Origin of the sequence: Roseburia sp., assembly GCF_041325975.1 — a bacterium.
Classification (GTDB): domain Bacteria; phylum Bacillota; class Clostridia; order Lachnospirales; family Lachnospiraceae; genus Roseburia; species Roseburia rectibacter.
Genome location: NZ_JBGLEJ010000003.1, coordinates 586,907 through 602,481, shown reverse-complemented (window position 1 = coordinate 602,481; position 15,575 = coordinate 586,907). Strand labels below are relative to the sequence as shown.

Sequence of the window (15,575 nt, the reverse complement as noted above, 5' to 3'; positions counted from 1 at the left end):
ATTTGATTCAGATACGAACGAAAAATATTTGTGCATATTTGATGTTTCGTCTGTAGGTATAATTGTTGATAATATTGTAAGTAATGCAAAAAAGGCCGCTGCATCTATATTGCATATTAAGTTTTCCAATGAAGAGAATGGCATCTGTATTAATTTTTCTGACAATGGTAGAGGTTTGGATCCATTGATAGAAGACCCTTATTCGATTTTTGATTTGGGAATGACAACTACCAAAGTGCAAGGAGGAAATGGAATTGGACTAAATCATGTTAAATTACTGGTTGAAGACATGAATGGACATGTTGAGATAAATCAACAATGTCAAGTAGGCTTTGAATTAATAGTGAGGATCAAAAGATGAATGTAAACTTTAAAGTTTTATGGTTTGAAGACGAAATGGGTTGGAGACCTTCTTCAGAAAGAAGTATGAAAAAGATAATAGAAAGTCATAATCTTGTACCCATTATTACTTGGAAAAAAGGTGACGAGGGAGATGCTGAAGAAGAATTAAAAAAAGAGTATGATTTAATTCTTATGGATTATGAACTTAGGGGAACCATGGGTAATATATTAATAAAGAAATTGCGTCAATTTGATATTTATACAGATGTAGTATTCTATTCTGGCAATTATAATAAAATGGTTAAGGCGCTTTATAATATTGATGAAAAAGGAATGAATATTGAACCTGTTGATGGGATTTATTTTTCGGATAGAAAAAGGGAAGAATTATTTCCTAAGCTACAAAAAGTAGTAGACAAAGTGGTTAGACGAATGCAGGATATTGTCAATTTGCGAGGAGTGGTATTGGATAATGTTAGTGGTTTTGAAAATCAAATGCAAAATATACTAGTTCTTACAGCTAATAAGTTTTCACAGGCTCAAATTAAGAGTTTGAATGAATATACCAAAAATAAACTCATAGTGCCAGCAAAAAACGAGTATATAAGAAAGATAGATGAAATTGAAAGTAATCCAGAAGCATTAAAGGCGATTATTAGTGCACCAGACTATTTTTTGGATTCATATAAAAAGGCTCGCTTGGTTGGAAGGGTAATAAAAATTTTAGTTGATGAGTATGGCTTGGTAATAGACAAAAAATATAACAAATTTGCAGAAGTATATTATAATGAAATTATTAAGTATAGAAATGCATTGGGACATGCAATGCGTAGTAATGAGCATGCAGATAGAGAAGTTTTTATTGGTGAGATAGATAAAACTCCACTTATTTTTACTGAAGACTTATTTAGACAAATGAGAGCAAGTCTAAATGAATATCAACAAGTAATTAATCTTGTGGAAAACTCATTTAATCAAATCTGAGATATTTTTAGAGAAGTATATAATTGATACAGGCAATGAAGAAATGCCGTGAATGTGAGTTGATATATAGTATAAATATTCATTCATCGAAATTGTCAGACAATCACTCGATACACGTGATATACAACCGACCTCAAAACCCCGATAAATCTGCGGACATCTTAGAAGATGCCATGTTAGCTCAGGGTGTTTGCTAATCAATTAGCAGATAAGTCCCGATTACAGCTAAATAACGATTGAAAAATGTCCCCGTATATTGCTGGAAACGGTAGTATACGGGGGTTTTATTTGTATTAGGGGTAGCTAGTGCAGATGTTGTAATTATGCACAAAATTTTCAGAAAAGAATTTGCTTTGTTTGACATAAAAAGACGGTGTTCATATAATAATAGTACCCAGATGAATAATCTTGGGGTGATTGAGCCACCTGTCCGGTGCGATTGAGCCACGCTTCCGTTTTATAGTGAGCCATCATTCCGGTACGGTTGAGCCACACTGTCTTATAATAGATTCATACACAAACATTGTGTAAATCTATTATAAGGAGGTCGCTACAATGACCAAATACCGTGAAATCCTAAGATTAGCTGGCTTGGGATTTAGTAACCGGAACATTGCATTAAGTGTTCCTTGTTCAAGAAATACTGTCGCTAAAGTCTTGAAGCGAGCACAGGAGTTGAATCTGTGCTGGCCTTTACAAGACAATCAAACAGACAAAGTACTTGAAAAATTATTTTATCCCCAATTAAACAATCATCCTCAGAAACGGATGCCTGACTATGATTACATCCGCAAGGAGCTGCTTCGCAACGGTGTAAGCAAAAAACTTCTATGGACGGAATACATGGAGGATTGCCGTGCCAACGGTGAAGAACCACTCATGTATTCACAGTTCTGCTATCACATCCAACAGGATGAGCAGAAGCATCGTGCTACCATGCATATCAACCGTAAACCCGGTGAACAGGTTGAAGTTGACTGGGCAGGTGATCCTGCAACAGTCATTGATCCTGATACCGGCGAAATCATCAAAGCATACATATTTGTCGGTGTAATGACTTACAGCCAGTATGCATACGTGGAAGCATTTCTGGACATGAAACAGAAATCATGGATCAATGCACATGTCCATATGTACGAATATTTTGGTGGTGTCGCCAGAATCCTCGTACCGGATAACTGCAAAACTGCAGTTGTTCACAATGGCGGATGGAAAGACCAGCAGATCAATGAAACTTATCAGGAACTGGCTGAACACTATGGTACCGCGATTATTCCGGCACGTGTCAGGACTCCCAAGGATAAGCCGAATGCTGAGGGAACGGTAGGAAATATCTCTACCTGGATAACAGCAGCACTTCGGGATGAACAGTTCTTCTCCCTTGCCGAATTAAATCGTGCAATCAGAGACAAACTCGAACTGTTCAACCAAAGGCTCTTTCAAAAGAAAGAGGGTAGTCGGCGAAGCTTATTTCTTGAGGAAGAAAAACCATTGCTGGCATCATTACCTTCTACCCGTTTTGAACTGAGTGACTGGAAGACAGCCACCGTCCAGTTCAATTATCACATATCTGTGGATGGAATGCTATACTCAGTTCCCTATGAATACATCAAAAAGAAAGTTGATGTAAAGGTAACAGATACCACTATTGAAATTTTCTACAACCATAACCGCATTGCTTCCCACCGTCGTCTGAAAGGACGCCCTGGGCAGTACAGCACGGTCACGGAACATATGCCGGAAGACCATCAGAAATATCTGGAATGGAACGGTGACCGGTTCCGCAAATGGGCTGAGCGGATTGGCATAAATACGTACACTGTGATCAATGCAGTACTGACCTCCAAACGTGTGGAACAACAGACCTACCGAAGCTGTATGGGACTTCTGAAGCTTGCTGAGAAATACTCAGATGCATTGCTTGAAGCAGCCTGTAAAAAAGCATTATCCTATACATCTTCGCCCAGTTACAAGAGCATTAAAAACATCCTCGTAACTGGTTCTGTAAAGCAGGAATCAGAAATGACTGAATCCAAGATCACACATAAAGCACACGGCATCACGAGAGGTGCCGATTACTATCGGAGGTAAACACATATGACAAATCAGAGTACAATAGATAAACTTATTGAAATGCGCCTTACTGCTATGGCAGATGCATTTCGCAACCAGCTGGATGATTCTAAATTTAAAGAAGTACCCTTTGAGGATCGCTTCGGTATGCTGGTAGACATTGAATACAGTAATCGTAAAAATAATCGTCAGAAACGACTGATTCGTAACGCTGGATTCGACCAGCCGGAAGCAAGTATCATGGATATCAACTACACTTCCGGGCGCAAGCTTAACAAGAGCCTTATTAACCGGCTTGCAACTTGCGAATACATATCTGAACACCGGAATCTTTTTATCACCGGTGCTACAGGCTGTGGTAAAACTTACATGGCCTGTGCCTTTGGCATGGAGGCTTGTAAGCAGTATTTCAATACAAAGTATGTCCGTCTTCCTGATCTGCTTATTGATCTGGAGATGGCACGGACAGATGGCAGCTACAAAAAAGTCATGGCTAAGTATGCCAATCCCGTTGTCCTGATTCTGGATGAATGGCTTCTATTGAAACCAACGGATTCAGAACAGAGGGATATCTTCGAACTGCTTCATCGGAGACGCAAGAAATCTTCAACGATTTTCTGCTCCCAGTATGAATTCGAGGAATGGTATGACCAACTCGGTGGTGATGATAGTCCTCTGGCAGATGCAATCATTGACCGCATTGCTCATGATAGTTATCGCATCAACATCACAAGTATTGATGCTGAGCATGACAAATCCATGAGAGAAGTATACGGTTTGGCTAAAAATCTACGAGAATAATTTATAACCTATGTGGCTCAGTCCGTCTGGACAGGTGGCTCACGCCACACTGGACTGGCGGCTCCGCCGCACAGGAATATTCACCAGACAGATAAATCTGTCTGGGTGCGCTGACACCTTAAAAATCTGACATTTTAGCCAGTTCGTAGGCTGGCAGACAACAGAAAATCAGCATTAAAAGAAAAGAGAAAAGGTTGTCCGAAAGGGCAGCCTTTTTCAAGTTAATGGGGTATGGATGGCAAAGTATGACAAGAAAGCAGCTTTAAAGATTATGATAGAAGCTGTAAAGCAATACGAAGAAAAACTGAATGATAAACAGTTTCTAATCATATATCGGGAAAGGAAAGATATAAAGACAGTAAATGTAGGATTTCGGGATATGAACTTTTTACATATGACTGGTGTGAAAACAAGATTGTCTGCACAACAATTTTATGCGGCTTGCCTGGAATCAAAACTTTCTGAGTATGATTTTGAAATTGATAATAAAGGAAAAGTGCAACAGAAATTAATGGTGTTACCATATCTGGCGAAGAACCAGAGTATGCATGAACTTAGGGTAAGTGATGAAATATTTGAAATGATTTTAGTGGATGAGGAATGAAAATAGTAAGGTTATAACTCCCTTGTTGTCCAACCCCCGAAATGGTAGTATAATCAAAATACACAAATCAATAAACAAATGGGGGCAACACATATGAACATTTTATTTTTTCTGACACCGAAGGAGGACGTAGCACATGTGGAAGAGACGGACACCATGCGTCAGGTGCTTGAGAAAATGGAACATCACGGTTACACAGCCATTCCGCTGCTTGGTGTGGAAGGAAAATATATTGGTACGATCACAGAGGGAGATCTACTCTGGTTTTTAAAGGACCGCAATTTCCCGGATCTGAAACTGCTTGAGGACATGCCGATCACATCGATTGAGCGTAGAAGGGATAATCAGGCGGTAAAGATTGATGAATCCATGGAGAATCTGTTTGACAAGGTAATGAACCAGAACTTTGTTCCGGTTGTGGATGATAAAAAGGTGTTTATCGGGATCGTGACCAGAAAAGATGTGCTGGCATATCTTGGGAAGAAAGCGGCTGCTCAGGCATAATGATAAACCGTCCGTTTGCGCCGCTGATAAAAAATCGATAAAAACAGTGTCACAAACTCCGCCACCGGGATTGCAAGCCACACACCGGTCACCCCCCAAATGGCTGGCAGTGTGAGGAGTGACAGCAGGATAAAAACAAAGGTTCTTGTAAAGGATATGACCGCTGAGGTTTTTCCGTCTGAGAGTGCCGTAAAGAGAGCGGATGAAAAAATGTTATATCCGCTGAACAAAAAGGTCACACAGAATACCGAAAAACCGCTGACGGCAAGGTCATAAGTCGCTGTTTTTCCACCGACAAACAAGAGCACGATCGGCTCGGAGAGCAGGTTACAGCAAATAGTAATTATAATAGAAGAAACGATCACGAAGCGTCTGCAGATTTTGCAGACGCTTTTCAGTCCGCCTGTATTTTTTGCACCGTAATTGTAACTGATCACAGGTGCAACACCCATGGAAAATCCAAGAAAAAGCGCATTAAATAAAAATTGGGAATAAAGCAGTATCGTGATTGCGGCAACACCGTTTTCGCCGGCAAGGCGCAGCATGATTTTGTTAAATGCATAAGTAATCACAGCGTTTGCAATATTCGTTACCATCTCGGATGCACCGTTAAAACTTGCAGCGGAAAGGACACTTCCGTGAAAATGAAATTTTGTAAAATAAAGATCTCCCCTGACAAAGAAAAAGTAGAAGAGTCCCACGACTGCAGGTATGAGCTGACCGATACCGGTGGCTAAGGCGGCTCCTTCAATGCCAAATCCAAGAGGAGATAAAAATACATAGTCCAACACGGCGTTTGCGATGCCGGCACTGATAACTAACGTCATGCCAATGTGCGGTTTTCCCGCTGTCACGAAGAACGTCTGGAACAGGCTCTGCAGCATACATGCCGGGGCAAATAAAACAACGGTAAAAAGATATGCTTTGCAGTTTGCAAGTAATGAATCATTTGCACCGAGAGCGCGGCAGATTGGCTCTAAAAATAAAATCGTCAGTATCAGGATGACAACACTAGCCACAACACCGGTAAACACGAGCATGGAAAAGTTTTCTTTTGCTTCATCGTCTTTCCCTTCGCCCATTTTCTTTGCGACGACGGCGCTTCCTCCGGTTGCGAGCATGACGCCGATGGCGAGTACGATATTGATGACCGGATAGACGATATTGACTGCGGACAGCGCATTATCTCCAAGAAAGCGCGAGATAAAAATGCCGTCCGTGATTGTATAACAGGACATGAGTACCATCATGACCATGGATGGTAATGCGAATTTTAATAAAGTGACAGGTGTGAATTTCTGACCAATGGACTGTGCCATAATGGGTTCCTCCTTTGAAATATTTTTAAATGTTGTGTCAGCGCGGATGAAAATTGCGGTTTTGAGACACAAATGCTATCATAAACTATATTGTTACCATATAGTCAAGAACTTTTTTCGTGAGGGGAGATTAAAAGTGGACAAAAGTCAATATCTGACAACTGGTGAGCTTGCAAAGCTCATGCACGTCACCAAAAACACTTTATTTCATTATGATAAGATCGGCTTGTTTTCGCCGGAGATCGTGCTTGATAACGAGTACCGTTATTATTCGATCCATCAGATCGAAGTGCTCGAAGCGATCATTATGCTAAAGGAACTTGGTATGTCTTTAAAAGAGATCCAGGCCTTTTTAAGTGACCGGACTCCGGAAAAGTTATTGGAGCTGTTTGAAAAAGAGGAACAGATTCTGGCAGAAAAAATCCGGCTGTTAAAGGATCGCAGGCAGTGGATGGAAGAAAAAAGTAAAAAAATCAGGGCATATTTAGAGAAAGAAAAAGATGAAATATTTGTCTGTGAAAAACCGGGCAGATATTATCTGATGGATGCATTTTTAGACGTTTCGGAATCAGAATTTGCGGAGCGCACAGCGGAACTGATCAATTTTTATGAGAACAACAGCAAAAGCATCTGTTATGAGATTGGTTACATCCAGTATGCAAAAGATGTCAGACGGCAGATCTATGCAAATTACAGCAACGTAATATTGCTGATGAAACATAAGCCGGGCGGCATGTCCTGCCATTTTATGCCTGCGGGGAAATATCTGACAACTTATTTTAAAGGGCACTGGAGAAACATCGGGGAGGCTTACCGGAAACTTCTTGCTTATGCAGATGAACATCAGATTACACTGGCGGAAGAGTTCCTGGAAGTTTACACGGTGGATCAGCTGATGGCGGAGACGGTGGAGGAGTATGTGACGGAGATATCGGTGCGCATCTGCGGGGGAGATATGGATGAACTGTGAAGACTGCTGTTTCACTTAATTATAGAGTGTTCGCAGAACGTGTATTTTATGGTTGGAAATATGGAAGATTTTCTTAATTTAGACGAAGGTTTAACAAAAACAAAATGAGATAAGATATAATAAGACTGCCGAGCGAAGCGAGTATAAGGCATATAGCATGAAAAACTATCTGTGTATGTCCATTATCACAAAAAAATCCTCAAAAAACGCGGATTTAAGGGAAAATTATGGGTATTTTCCGAGCAAAATTTTCATATATACCCAAAAGGTAAAAATGAATCGTGATTGAAAGGAAAAATGATGGAAAAGAGGAGGCAAAATATGAAACGAACAAGTGTAACACGGAAAATGGCATTGATTTTAGCAGCGATAGTTCTTATGACAGCATCAGGCTGTGGCAGGCGGGAAAATGCTGATAAAGAAGACAATAATATTACCATATATAAAAGCAATGCAAACGCAGATGGTTTTGATACAGAAACAGTCACATTGGATGCACTGACACCGGAAAATATCATGACAGCACTGGCTGATGCCGGGGTAGTTTCTTCGGATGTGACGGTGCTTGACTTTAAACAGGAAGAGGATAAGATCACACTAGATCTGTCGAAAACGTTTGAGGAATATGTAGGTCAGATGGGAACAGCAGGGGAATATGCGACCGTTGGGAGTGTGGTCAATACTTATCTGGATGCGTATGATGCTGAAACCATATCACTTTTGGTAGAAGGTGGAACCTGGAGTACCGGGCATGCAGAGTATGAGTCTTTACAGGGGAGGTATACATATGATGTACAGGAGTAGAATAACAGGTTTGCTGCTTATCATGGGAATGTTTTTGGCAGGATGTGGAGCAAATAGCGGATCCGCCGGTATAGAGGAAGATGCCGTGATGCAGGAGCTGTATGATCGAAGTGAGATTGCAAGAGGATACACAGATCCAATTTTTCAGGAGTATTTAGATCAATATGATTCGGATTGTGAGATCAAAGAGACGTCGTTTGGTTTCGAACCTGCCGAAACACCGGCACAAGCGCAGTATTTTGTGGAATATCAGTACAGTAATGGTGTCAGCGACGATTTGAAATATTTTTATCAGGTTCAGGTGGATGACAATCACAACTGCATCGTTTTAAAAGAAGGGGAAGGTCAGGCAGAGATGGAAACATCGACAGAGGACGCGGAGATAGAATGGCTGACACAGTAAAAGGAAGTGTGCAGCCATCCTAATCCGATATTTCATCATAAGAATAAATAAATTCTGTTATTTCGCAGCCTTATGACCGGAATCTGCGACCATATTTTCCGCATAACCGAGAGCTTCCACAATATTCGGAAGGAAATGTTCTTCCCCGATCAGCTCGATAAAGTGATCTTTTTTCATAACGGACATCGGCTGTTCGTTGACATGTGAGAAGATCAAAGTGATATGTTTTTTCTTCGCGCGGGCAGCAAGATCACGCAGGGAACGCATTGCGCTGGCATCAATTGCCGGAACACTTCGCATACGGATAACGATGACTTTGGTTGACTTGTCACTGGTAATTGCAAGAATTTCGTCAGCAGCGGCGAAAAACAGCGGTCCACTGATCTCAAATACACGGATCGAGTGCGGAATGTCGCGCATTTTTTCAGCTTCGCCAGGGGTGACATCCGGCTCATCTGCATATTTCCAGGCAGTGACATCGGCAGTTTCTGCCATACGTTTCATAAATAAAAGTGCGGCAAGCACAACGCCGACTTCAATTGCAACGACAAGGTCAAAAAATACAGTCAGGAAAAATGTCGCAACAAGTACGATCACATCACTTTTTGGAGCAGTTTTGCAAAGATGGAAAAAGGAAGTCCAGTCTGCCATGTTCCATGCAACGACTAAAAGCACTGCGGCTAATGTTGTCATAGGAATTAGGGAAGCAAGCGGCATTAAAACAACTAAAATAATGCTTAAAGTGATACAGTGTGTGATACCTGCGATCGGGGTACGTCCGCCGTTTCTTACGTTTGCAGCAGTACGGGCAATCGCTCCGGTAGCAGGGATTCCGCCAAACAGACCGGAAAAAATATTTCCAAGTCCCTGACCGATCAGTTCGGCATTTGACTTGTGGGTGTCACCGATCATACCATCAGATACGACTGCGGAAAGCAGGGATTCAATACCGGCTAAAATCGCGATCGTAAATGCCGGGGAGATCAGTTCCTGTACCAATTTATAGCTGAATGCCGGCATGTGGAAAGACGGAAATTCGGAGGAAAGTTCTCCGTAAACACTTCCGATCGTGTTGACCGGCAGTTTAGCAAAATAAACGATGGCAGTCGTCACGATAATTGCAATCAGGGATCCCGGCAGTTTGTCAGTTACTTTCGGCCACAGAATTAAAATCACAAGTGCAACGGCACCGATTGCGACGGTAACCGGATTGATGGTTGTGATATTTGCAGCATAGGCGCCAAGTTTTTCAATAAATTCAGAAGGAACAGCACCCATATCAAGTCCAAGAAAATCTTTGATCTGTCCGACAAACAGGGTGACTGCGATACCACAGGTAAAACCTGTCGTGATCGTATAAGGAATATATTTAATCAGGGAACCAAAATGGCAGAGACCCATAATACATAAAATGATACCTGCCATGATTGTTGCGACAATCAGTCCGTCTGTACCGTAAGTGGTCACGATGCCATAGATGATAACAACAAATGCGGCAGTTGGTCCGCCAATCTGTACACGGCTTCCTCCGAAAAAGGAAATAAAAAATCCGGCAACGATCGCAGTGTAGAGTCCCTGTACCGGACCGACACCGGAAGCGATCGCAAGTGCGATAGAAAGTGGAAGAGCAATGATCGCCACAATGATACCGGAAAGGATATCTTTGATGAGCTGCTCTTTTGTGTATCCCTTCATTACGTCAAATAGTTTTGGTCTTAGTTCGTTCATAGGTCTTTTGTACTCCAATTCTTTCCTAAGTATAAAAAGTATTAAAAATTTATAAAAACACAAATTAAAATTTTAGCATGTTCTTAACATGATTGCAAGGTGAATGGCGCAAAAAAGTAATCCATGGTATAATAAGACTGCCGAGCAGAGCGAGTGTAGATCACGATCATGAAGCCGGGCTTCATGATATAATAAGACTGCTGAGCGAATCATAGTCTATACTTAAGGAGCAGCATGGAACAGAAAAATTCCTACGAAAAAATATATGACATTGTAAAACAGATTCCACGCGGTACGGTTGCAACCTATGGACAGGTGGCAGCGCTTGCGGGCAACAAAAGGTGGGCCAGGGTGGTCGGCTATGCGCTGCATGTAAATCCGGATCCGGAGGGAATCCCGTGTTACCGGGTAGTAAACCGTGAGGGGAGAGTTTCGGAGGCCTTTGCATTTGGTGGCGAAAACAGGCAGATCGGACTTTTGGAAGCGGATGGCATAGAGGTAAAAGACGGATGTGTTGATCTCTCAAAATATCAGTGGCGCAAAGAGATATTTTAACGAATACTTTAATTCCTATTGACATGGTATGAATAGTCGGATATACTTCTAATACGATGATAAAAGAATCGTTTATTCATAAGTTTGCGGCTGCGCTGCATCCGCAAGCCTAAAATATGAAAAACAGCGCAGAAATGAGGAAAATATGAGAATATCAACAAAAGGAAGATATGCGTTACGCCTGATGCTGGATCTTGCACTGAATAATACCGGAGAGCCGATCAGTTTAAAGGATATTGCGAGACGTCAGGAAATTTCAGATAAATATTTAGAGCAGATTATTTCCGTTTTAAATAAGGCAAAATATGTAAAGAGCATTCGTGGTGCACAGGGAGGATACATTCTGACAAAAAGACCGGAAGAATATACCGTCGGAATGATATTACGCCTGACAGAGGGAAGCCTTGCACCGGTGGCATGCGTCGAGGATGAAGACACCTGTGATAAGATGAATGACTGTGCAACAGTTCTGGTGTGGAAAAAAATGAACGAGGCGATCAACCAGGTTGTTGACAGTATCACACTCGCAGATTTAGTGGACTACGAGAGACAGCGTGCCGGCGAGTATGTAATCTGAATTTTATGAGAAAATAAGAAGCGTGGGAATGGATTGATCCGACACAGTGGAAGTAAAATAATAAGCCGGAATTTATCGGTCTGACACAGTGGGAGTAAAATAATAAGGAAGAAAGAAATGGAAAAGGCAGTGGATTTTACGGGACTTGAAAAAAATATCATCGAGGTCATACAGGAAGAACAGATAAAACTTGGTTACCGGAGTGAACTGATCCGGTTATATTATCCGATTACCTCGCTGAACCGTTTCTTCCATACCGATGTAGCAGAAAAAGAGATGTCAGAACTGCTTGCAGAATTTTCAAAAAAGACGGTGCAGACACTTGGCGGGGTGGAAATCTCCAATAAAGGTGAGCGTTTCTGCATTGCAATTCCGCCGAGCGGTGTTGATTATGTGCATGAACACACGAACGGAAGTGAGTTCATTTCCAGTTTTATAGAAACAATCGGAAAACATGGCTGCACGATAGACGAGCTTTTACAGCAGTTTCACAGATATTCGGATCATGTACATGTAGAACGGACGACACACGGAGAATTTGATTATCTGGTTTACTTTGAGGATGGGGTGCCGGATGATTACCGTTACTGCATCGCGGATGAGGGCTGCCATCTGATCTATCATCGTTTTACACCGGAAGATTATGAAGATTTTCAGTTTTAAAATATAGAAGATTAAAATAAATCAATAAAATTGATAAAATCACACCTTGCGGAACTCGAAAAAGGTATGTTATTATGTAGAACAGAAAATGAAATGCAATGAAAAGGAATAGTAACAGCGGAATGGAAATCAGAGAACTGCCGGAAGGTGCGAGGCAGTCAGAGTGAAGTTGTGAACTCGCCTTGGAGCTGCCGGCTGAAGGAATCGGATGCATTATGAATGAGCAGATGATATTGGGTAGGCTTGGACGGATCGCCCGCCGTAAGAGGGAAAAGGCATGATAGTGCCGGATGAGTGCATGCATGACGATACAGGTCATTCATGAAACAGAGTGGTACCGCGTGAAGAAAATTTTGCGTCTCTGTATGACAAAACCACACAGGTTTTGCATACAGAGATTTTTTGTATCATGAGAAATTATTATGACATTTTTTCTTACACAAAAAGCTCTCCGGACAGAAAACAGAAAGTGACACACAGAAAATAGAATCATTGTTAAAACAGGATAAGGAGAATGAATATGAATTTTAATGTTGCAGAAAAATATGGAAAGGCATATTTTATGCCGCCGGAAGTTACATATGACTGGGTAAAGAAGGATGCGATCGAAAAACCGCCGATCTGGTGCAGCGTGGATCTGCGTGATGGTAATCAGGCTCTGATCGAGCCGATGAGCTTAGAGGAGAAGATCGAATTTTTCCAGATGCTTGTAGATATCGGATTTAAGGAAATCGAGGTTGGTTTCCCGGCAGCTTCAGAGACAGAGTATAATTTTATGCGTGCGTTGATCGAGCGTAACATGATCCCGGAAGATGTTACCGTACAGGTTTTAACACAGGCGCGTGAACATATCATCAAAAAAACATTTGAAGCAGTCAAAGGTGCACCGCATGCAGTGATTCATCTTTACAATTCCACATCTGTGGCACAGAGAGAGCAGGTGTTTAAAAAGAGCAAAGAAGAAGTAAAGAAGCTGGCAGTGGACGGAGCAATTCTGTTAAGAGATCTTGCAGCACAGACAGATGGAAGCTTTACATTTGAGTACAGTCCGGAAAGTTTCCCGGGAACAGAGGTTGATTACGCGGTGGAAGTCTGCAATTCAGTACTGGATGTCTGGAAACCGGATGCAGAGCATAAGGCGATCATCAATATCCCGACTACGGTACAGATCGCAATGCCGCACGTATTTGCATGTCAGATCGAGTATATCCATAAACACTTGAAATACAGAGACAACGTGATCTTAAGCGTACATCCGCACAACGACAGAGGCTGCGGTATCAGTGACGCTGAGTTTGGTGTGTTAGCAGGAGCTGACCGTATAGAGGGTACTTTGTTTGGAAACGGAGAGCGTACCGGAAACGTGGATATCGTAACACTTGCAATGAACATGGTATGTCATGGTGTAGATCCGAAACTTGATTTTTCCAATATCGCAGCAATCCGTGAAAAATATGAGCGTTTTACCAGAATGAGAGTTTATGAACGTACTCCATATGCAGGAGATCTTGTATTTACCGCATTTTCCGGTTCCCATCAGGATGCGATCTCAAAAGGTATGGCATGGAGAGAAGCAGGAAAGAGCGGTGAACGCTGGGATGTTCCGTATCTGCCGATCGATCCGAAGGATGTTGGAAGAGAGTATGAGTCTGATGTTATCCGTATCAACAGCCAGTCCGGTAAGGGCGGGGTTGCGTTCGTATTAAAGCAGAACTTTGGTATGTCGCTGCCGGATAAGATGAAAGAAGAAGTTGGTTACCTGATCAAAGGTGTATCTGATCACAGACATGAGGAACTGACTCCGGATATGATCTATCAGATATTTAATGAACACTATATCAACATCAAAGATGTATTTGATGTGCCTGATTGTCACTTCGAGCAGAAAGATGGTATTGTTGCAAGTGTGACGATTGAACAGAACGGTGAGCGCAGAGTAATCGAGACAACCGGAAATGGACGTCTCGATGCAGTCAGCAATGCGATAAAGATGTATTTTGGCATCAGTTATGAGCTGGCAGCCTATCAGGAGCATGCGATTTCAGAGGGATCTTCCTCAAAGGCAGCAGCTTACGTGGAGATCATCTGCCAGGGAAAACATTTCTGGGGTGTTGGTGTGGATGAAGATATCATCAAGAGTTCTATTGCAGCACTGGTTTCTGCCACAAATAAGATGGCGAAAAGTGAAAATATCATTGAGGGCAGAGATGAGCGCATTATGGAGATCATGAATTACATTCAGAATAATTATGTGGACGTGACGATGGATGTACTTGCTGAAAAATTCGGACTCTCCAAACCGTATCTTTCCAAGTATATCAAGGAAAAGTCCGGTATGACATTCCAGGATGCGGTAAAAGCTGCGCGAATGAAAAAAGCAAGAAGACTTTTAAAAGAGTCAAATCAGACGGTGGAATCAATCGCAGCAAGCGTTGGATATGAGAATGTGGAACATTTTAACCGTTTGTTTAAAAAAGCGTATGAGATGACGCCGGTACAGTTCCGCAGACAGTATAAATAAAAAAACAAGAGGTGCTTCCGGAAATCTGTTCCGGTGAGCACTTCTTGTTTTTGTGATAACAGATCTGTTTAAAATATGCACAGATTGTTGTTTGTGAAAATGATGTACTAATATATAGATGTATATATATCAGGTTATTTAATATGTTTTTTGATCGCATCAAAACTTTCTTTACTGATGACATGTTCCATGCGGCATGCATCTTCGGCTGCGATCTTTGGATCAACACCGAGACGTGTCAGCCAGTCTGTTAAAAGTTCATGACGTTCATAGATCATTTCTGCAATTTCACGACCCGAATCGGTCAGATAAATATATCCTTCTTTGGTAACGGTGATATTATTTTTCTCGCGTAAGTTTTTCATTGCAACGCTGACACTTGATTTTTTAAAACCAAGCTCTTCAGCGATATCAACGGAACGTACGACCGGATTACGTTTGCTAAGGATCAGGATGGTCTCTAAATAGTTCTCAGATGATTCGTTAACCTGCATAAAAATACCTCTTTTCTGTCTATAGGATGATCCCCTGACAGGAAACGGAATCCCATCAGGGGAAATGTGCCCCGATTAAAATATATTTATCATAGTATACCATAATTCGGAGCTGACAGCAAATTTTATTTGTATTTTAGCGGGTACAGAACCGGAAAATGGATAAAAATTCCTTGCTATGCAGAATGCGTTTTGATATAATACATCTATAGCACAATTTATATGAAAATCAT

General features: G+C 41.6%; 16 protein-coding genes and 1 other annotated feature. Of the genes, 13 read left to right on the top strand and 3 right to left on the bottom strand.

Annotated elements, in window-relative coordinates:
- From ACDD58_RS03375 to ACDD58_RS03350, 6 genes are all read left to right on the top strand, one after another.
- Nucleotides 1-361, top strand: a 361-nt coding sequence (locus ACDD58_RS03375) for an ATP-binding protein (protein ID WP_370775745.1), incomplete at its 5' end; no start/stop codon positions are given.
- Entirely contained in the window at nt 358-1,326 is a 969-nt protein-coding gene (locus ACDD58_RS03370) for a response regulator (RefSeq protein WP_117922064.1), read from the top strand. The genes ACDD58_RS03375 and ACDD58_RS03370, both read left to right, overlap by 4 nt.
- A gap of 555 nt (nt 1,327-1,881) precedes the next feature.
- On the top strand, nt 1,882-3,417 hold the full coding sequence (gene istA / locus ACDD58_RS03365) for an IS21 family transposase (RefSeq protein ID WP_370775302.1): 1,536 nt from the start codon (nt 1,882-1,884) through the stop codon (nt 3,415-3,417).
- 6 nt (nt 3,418-3,423) lie between these two features.
- Entirely contained in the window at nt 3,424-4,200 is a 777-nt protein-coding gene (gene istB / locus ACDD58_RS03360; RefSeq protein WP_370775301.1) for an IS21-like element helper ATPase IstB, read from the top strand.
- Nucleotides 4,201-4,435: 235 nt separating this feature from the next.
- Nucleotides 4,436-4,804, top strand: coding sequence for a PBECR4 domain-containing protein (locus ACDD58_RS03355; protein ID WP_015522467.1), 369 nt, complete (start codon nt 4,436-4,438; stop codon nt 4,802-4,804).
- 93 nt (nt 4,805-4,897) lie between these two features.
- The gene (locus ACDD58_RS03350) at nt 4,898-5,308 is read left to right on the top strand and encodes a CBS domain-containing protein (protein WP_243093968.1); all 411 of its coding nucleotides are present in this window, start codon (nt 4,898-4,900) and stop codon (nt 5,306-5,308) included.
- Here ACDD58_RS03350 and ACDD58_RS03345 read toward each other — a convergent pair.
- The gene (locus ACDD58_RS03345; RefSeq protein WP_370775741.1) at nt 5,299-6,627 is read right to left on the bottom strand and encodes an MATE family efflux transporter; all 1,329 of its coding nucleotides are present in this window, start codon (nt 6,625-6,627) and stop codon (nt 5,299-5,301) included. The two genes, ACDD58_RS03350 and ACDD58_RS03345, sit on opposite strands and share 10 nt — an antisense overlap.
- A 136-nt stretch (nt 6,628-6,763) precedes the next feature.
- Here ACDD58_RS03345 and ACDD58_RS03340 point away from each other — a divergent pair, with 136 nt between their 5' ends.
- The 3 genes from ACDD58_RS03340 (at nt 6,764) to ACDD58_RS03330 (ending at nt 8,804) form a co-directional block, all read left to right on the top strand.
- Nucleotides 6,764-7,597, top strand: coding sequence for a MerR family transcriptional regulator (locus ACDD58_RS03340; protein WP_044999509.1), 834 nt, complete (start codon nt 6,764-6,766; stop codon nt 7,595-7,597).
- 321 nt (nt 7,598-7,918) lie between these two features.
- The gene (locus ACDD58_RS03335) at nt 7,919-8,401 is read left to right on the top strand and encodes a GerMN domain-containing protein (protein ID WP_370775739.1); all 483 of its coding nucleotides are present in this window, start codon (nt 7,919-7,921) and stop codon (nt 8,399-8,401) included.
- Nucleotides 8,385-8,804, top strand: coding sequence for a hypothetical protein (locus ACDD58_RS03330; protein WP_370775737.1), 420 nt, complete (start codon nt 8,385-8,387; stop codon nt 8,802-8,804). The genes ACDD58_RS03335 and ACDD58_RS03330 overlap by 17 nt, the downstream gene beginning before the upstream one ends.
- 57 nt (nt 8,805-8,861) lie before the next feature.
- Here the strand turns inward: ACDD58_RS03330 and ACDD58_RS03325 are convergent, their stop codons facing one another.
- On the bottom strand, nt 8,862-10,532 hold the full coding sequence (locus ACDD58_RS03325; RefSeq protein ID WP_370775735.1) for a SulP family inorganic anion transporter: 1,671 nt from the start codon (nt 10,530-10,532) through the stop codon (nt 8,862-8,864).
- 234 nt (nt 10,533-10,766) lie between these two features.
- On the opposite strand from ACDD58_RS03325, the gene ACDD58_RS03320 reads away from it, so the two are divergent.
- The 4 genes from ACDD58_RS03320 to ACDD58_RS03305 all read left to right on the top strand — a co-directional run bounded on the left by ACDD58_RS03320 (nt 10,767) and on the right by ACDD58_RS03305 (nt 14,848).
- Complete coding sequence (locus ACDD58_RS03320; protein WP_006858879.1) at nt 10,767-11,087, top strand: MGMT family protein; 321 nt, start codon at nt 10,767-10,769, stop codon at nt 11,085-11,087.
- 145 nt (nt 11,088-11,232) lie between these two features.
- Nucleotides 11,233-11,664: an Rrf2 family transcriptional regulator gene (locus ACDD58_RS03315; RefSeq protein ID WP_015522474.1), complete on the top strand. Its 432-nt coding sequence runs from the start codon at nt 11,233-11,235 to the stop codon at nt 11,662-11,664.
- 117 nt (nt 11,665-11,781) lie between these two features.
- Nucleotides 11,782-12,327: a DUF3877 family protein gene (locus tag ACDD58_RS03310; RefSeq protein WP_118210096.1), complete on the top strand. Its 546-nt coding sequence runs from the start codon at nt 11,782-11,784 to the stop codon at nt 12,325-12,327.
- Nucleotides 12,328-12,416: 89 nt separating this feature from the next.
- Nucleotides 12,417-12,693 (top strand) — a binding site (T-box leader).
- A 148-nt stretch (nt 12,694-12,841) separates the two neighbouring features.
- Entirely contained in the window at nt 12,842-14,848 is a 2,007-nt protein-coding gene (locus tag ACDD58_RS03305) for a 2-isopropylmalate synthase (protein ID WP_370775729.1), read from the top strand.
- A 134-nt stretch (nt 14,849-14,982) separates the two neighbouring features.
- Here ACDD58_RS03305 and ACDD58_RS03300 read toward each other — a convergent pair whose 3' ends face one another.
- Complete coding sequence (locus ACDD58_RS03300; protein WP_117922073.1) at nt 14,983-15,342, bottom strand: metal-dependent transcriptional regulator; 360 nt, start codon at nt 15,340-15,342, stop codon at nt 14,983-14,985.
- Nucleotides 15,343-15,575 lie beyond the last annotated feature (233 nt).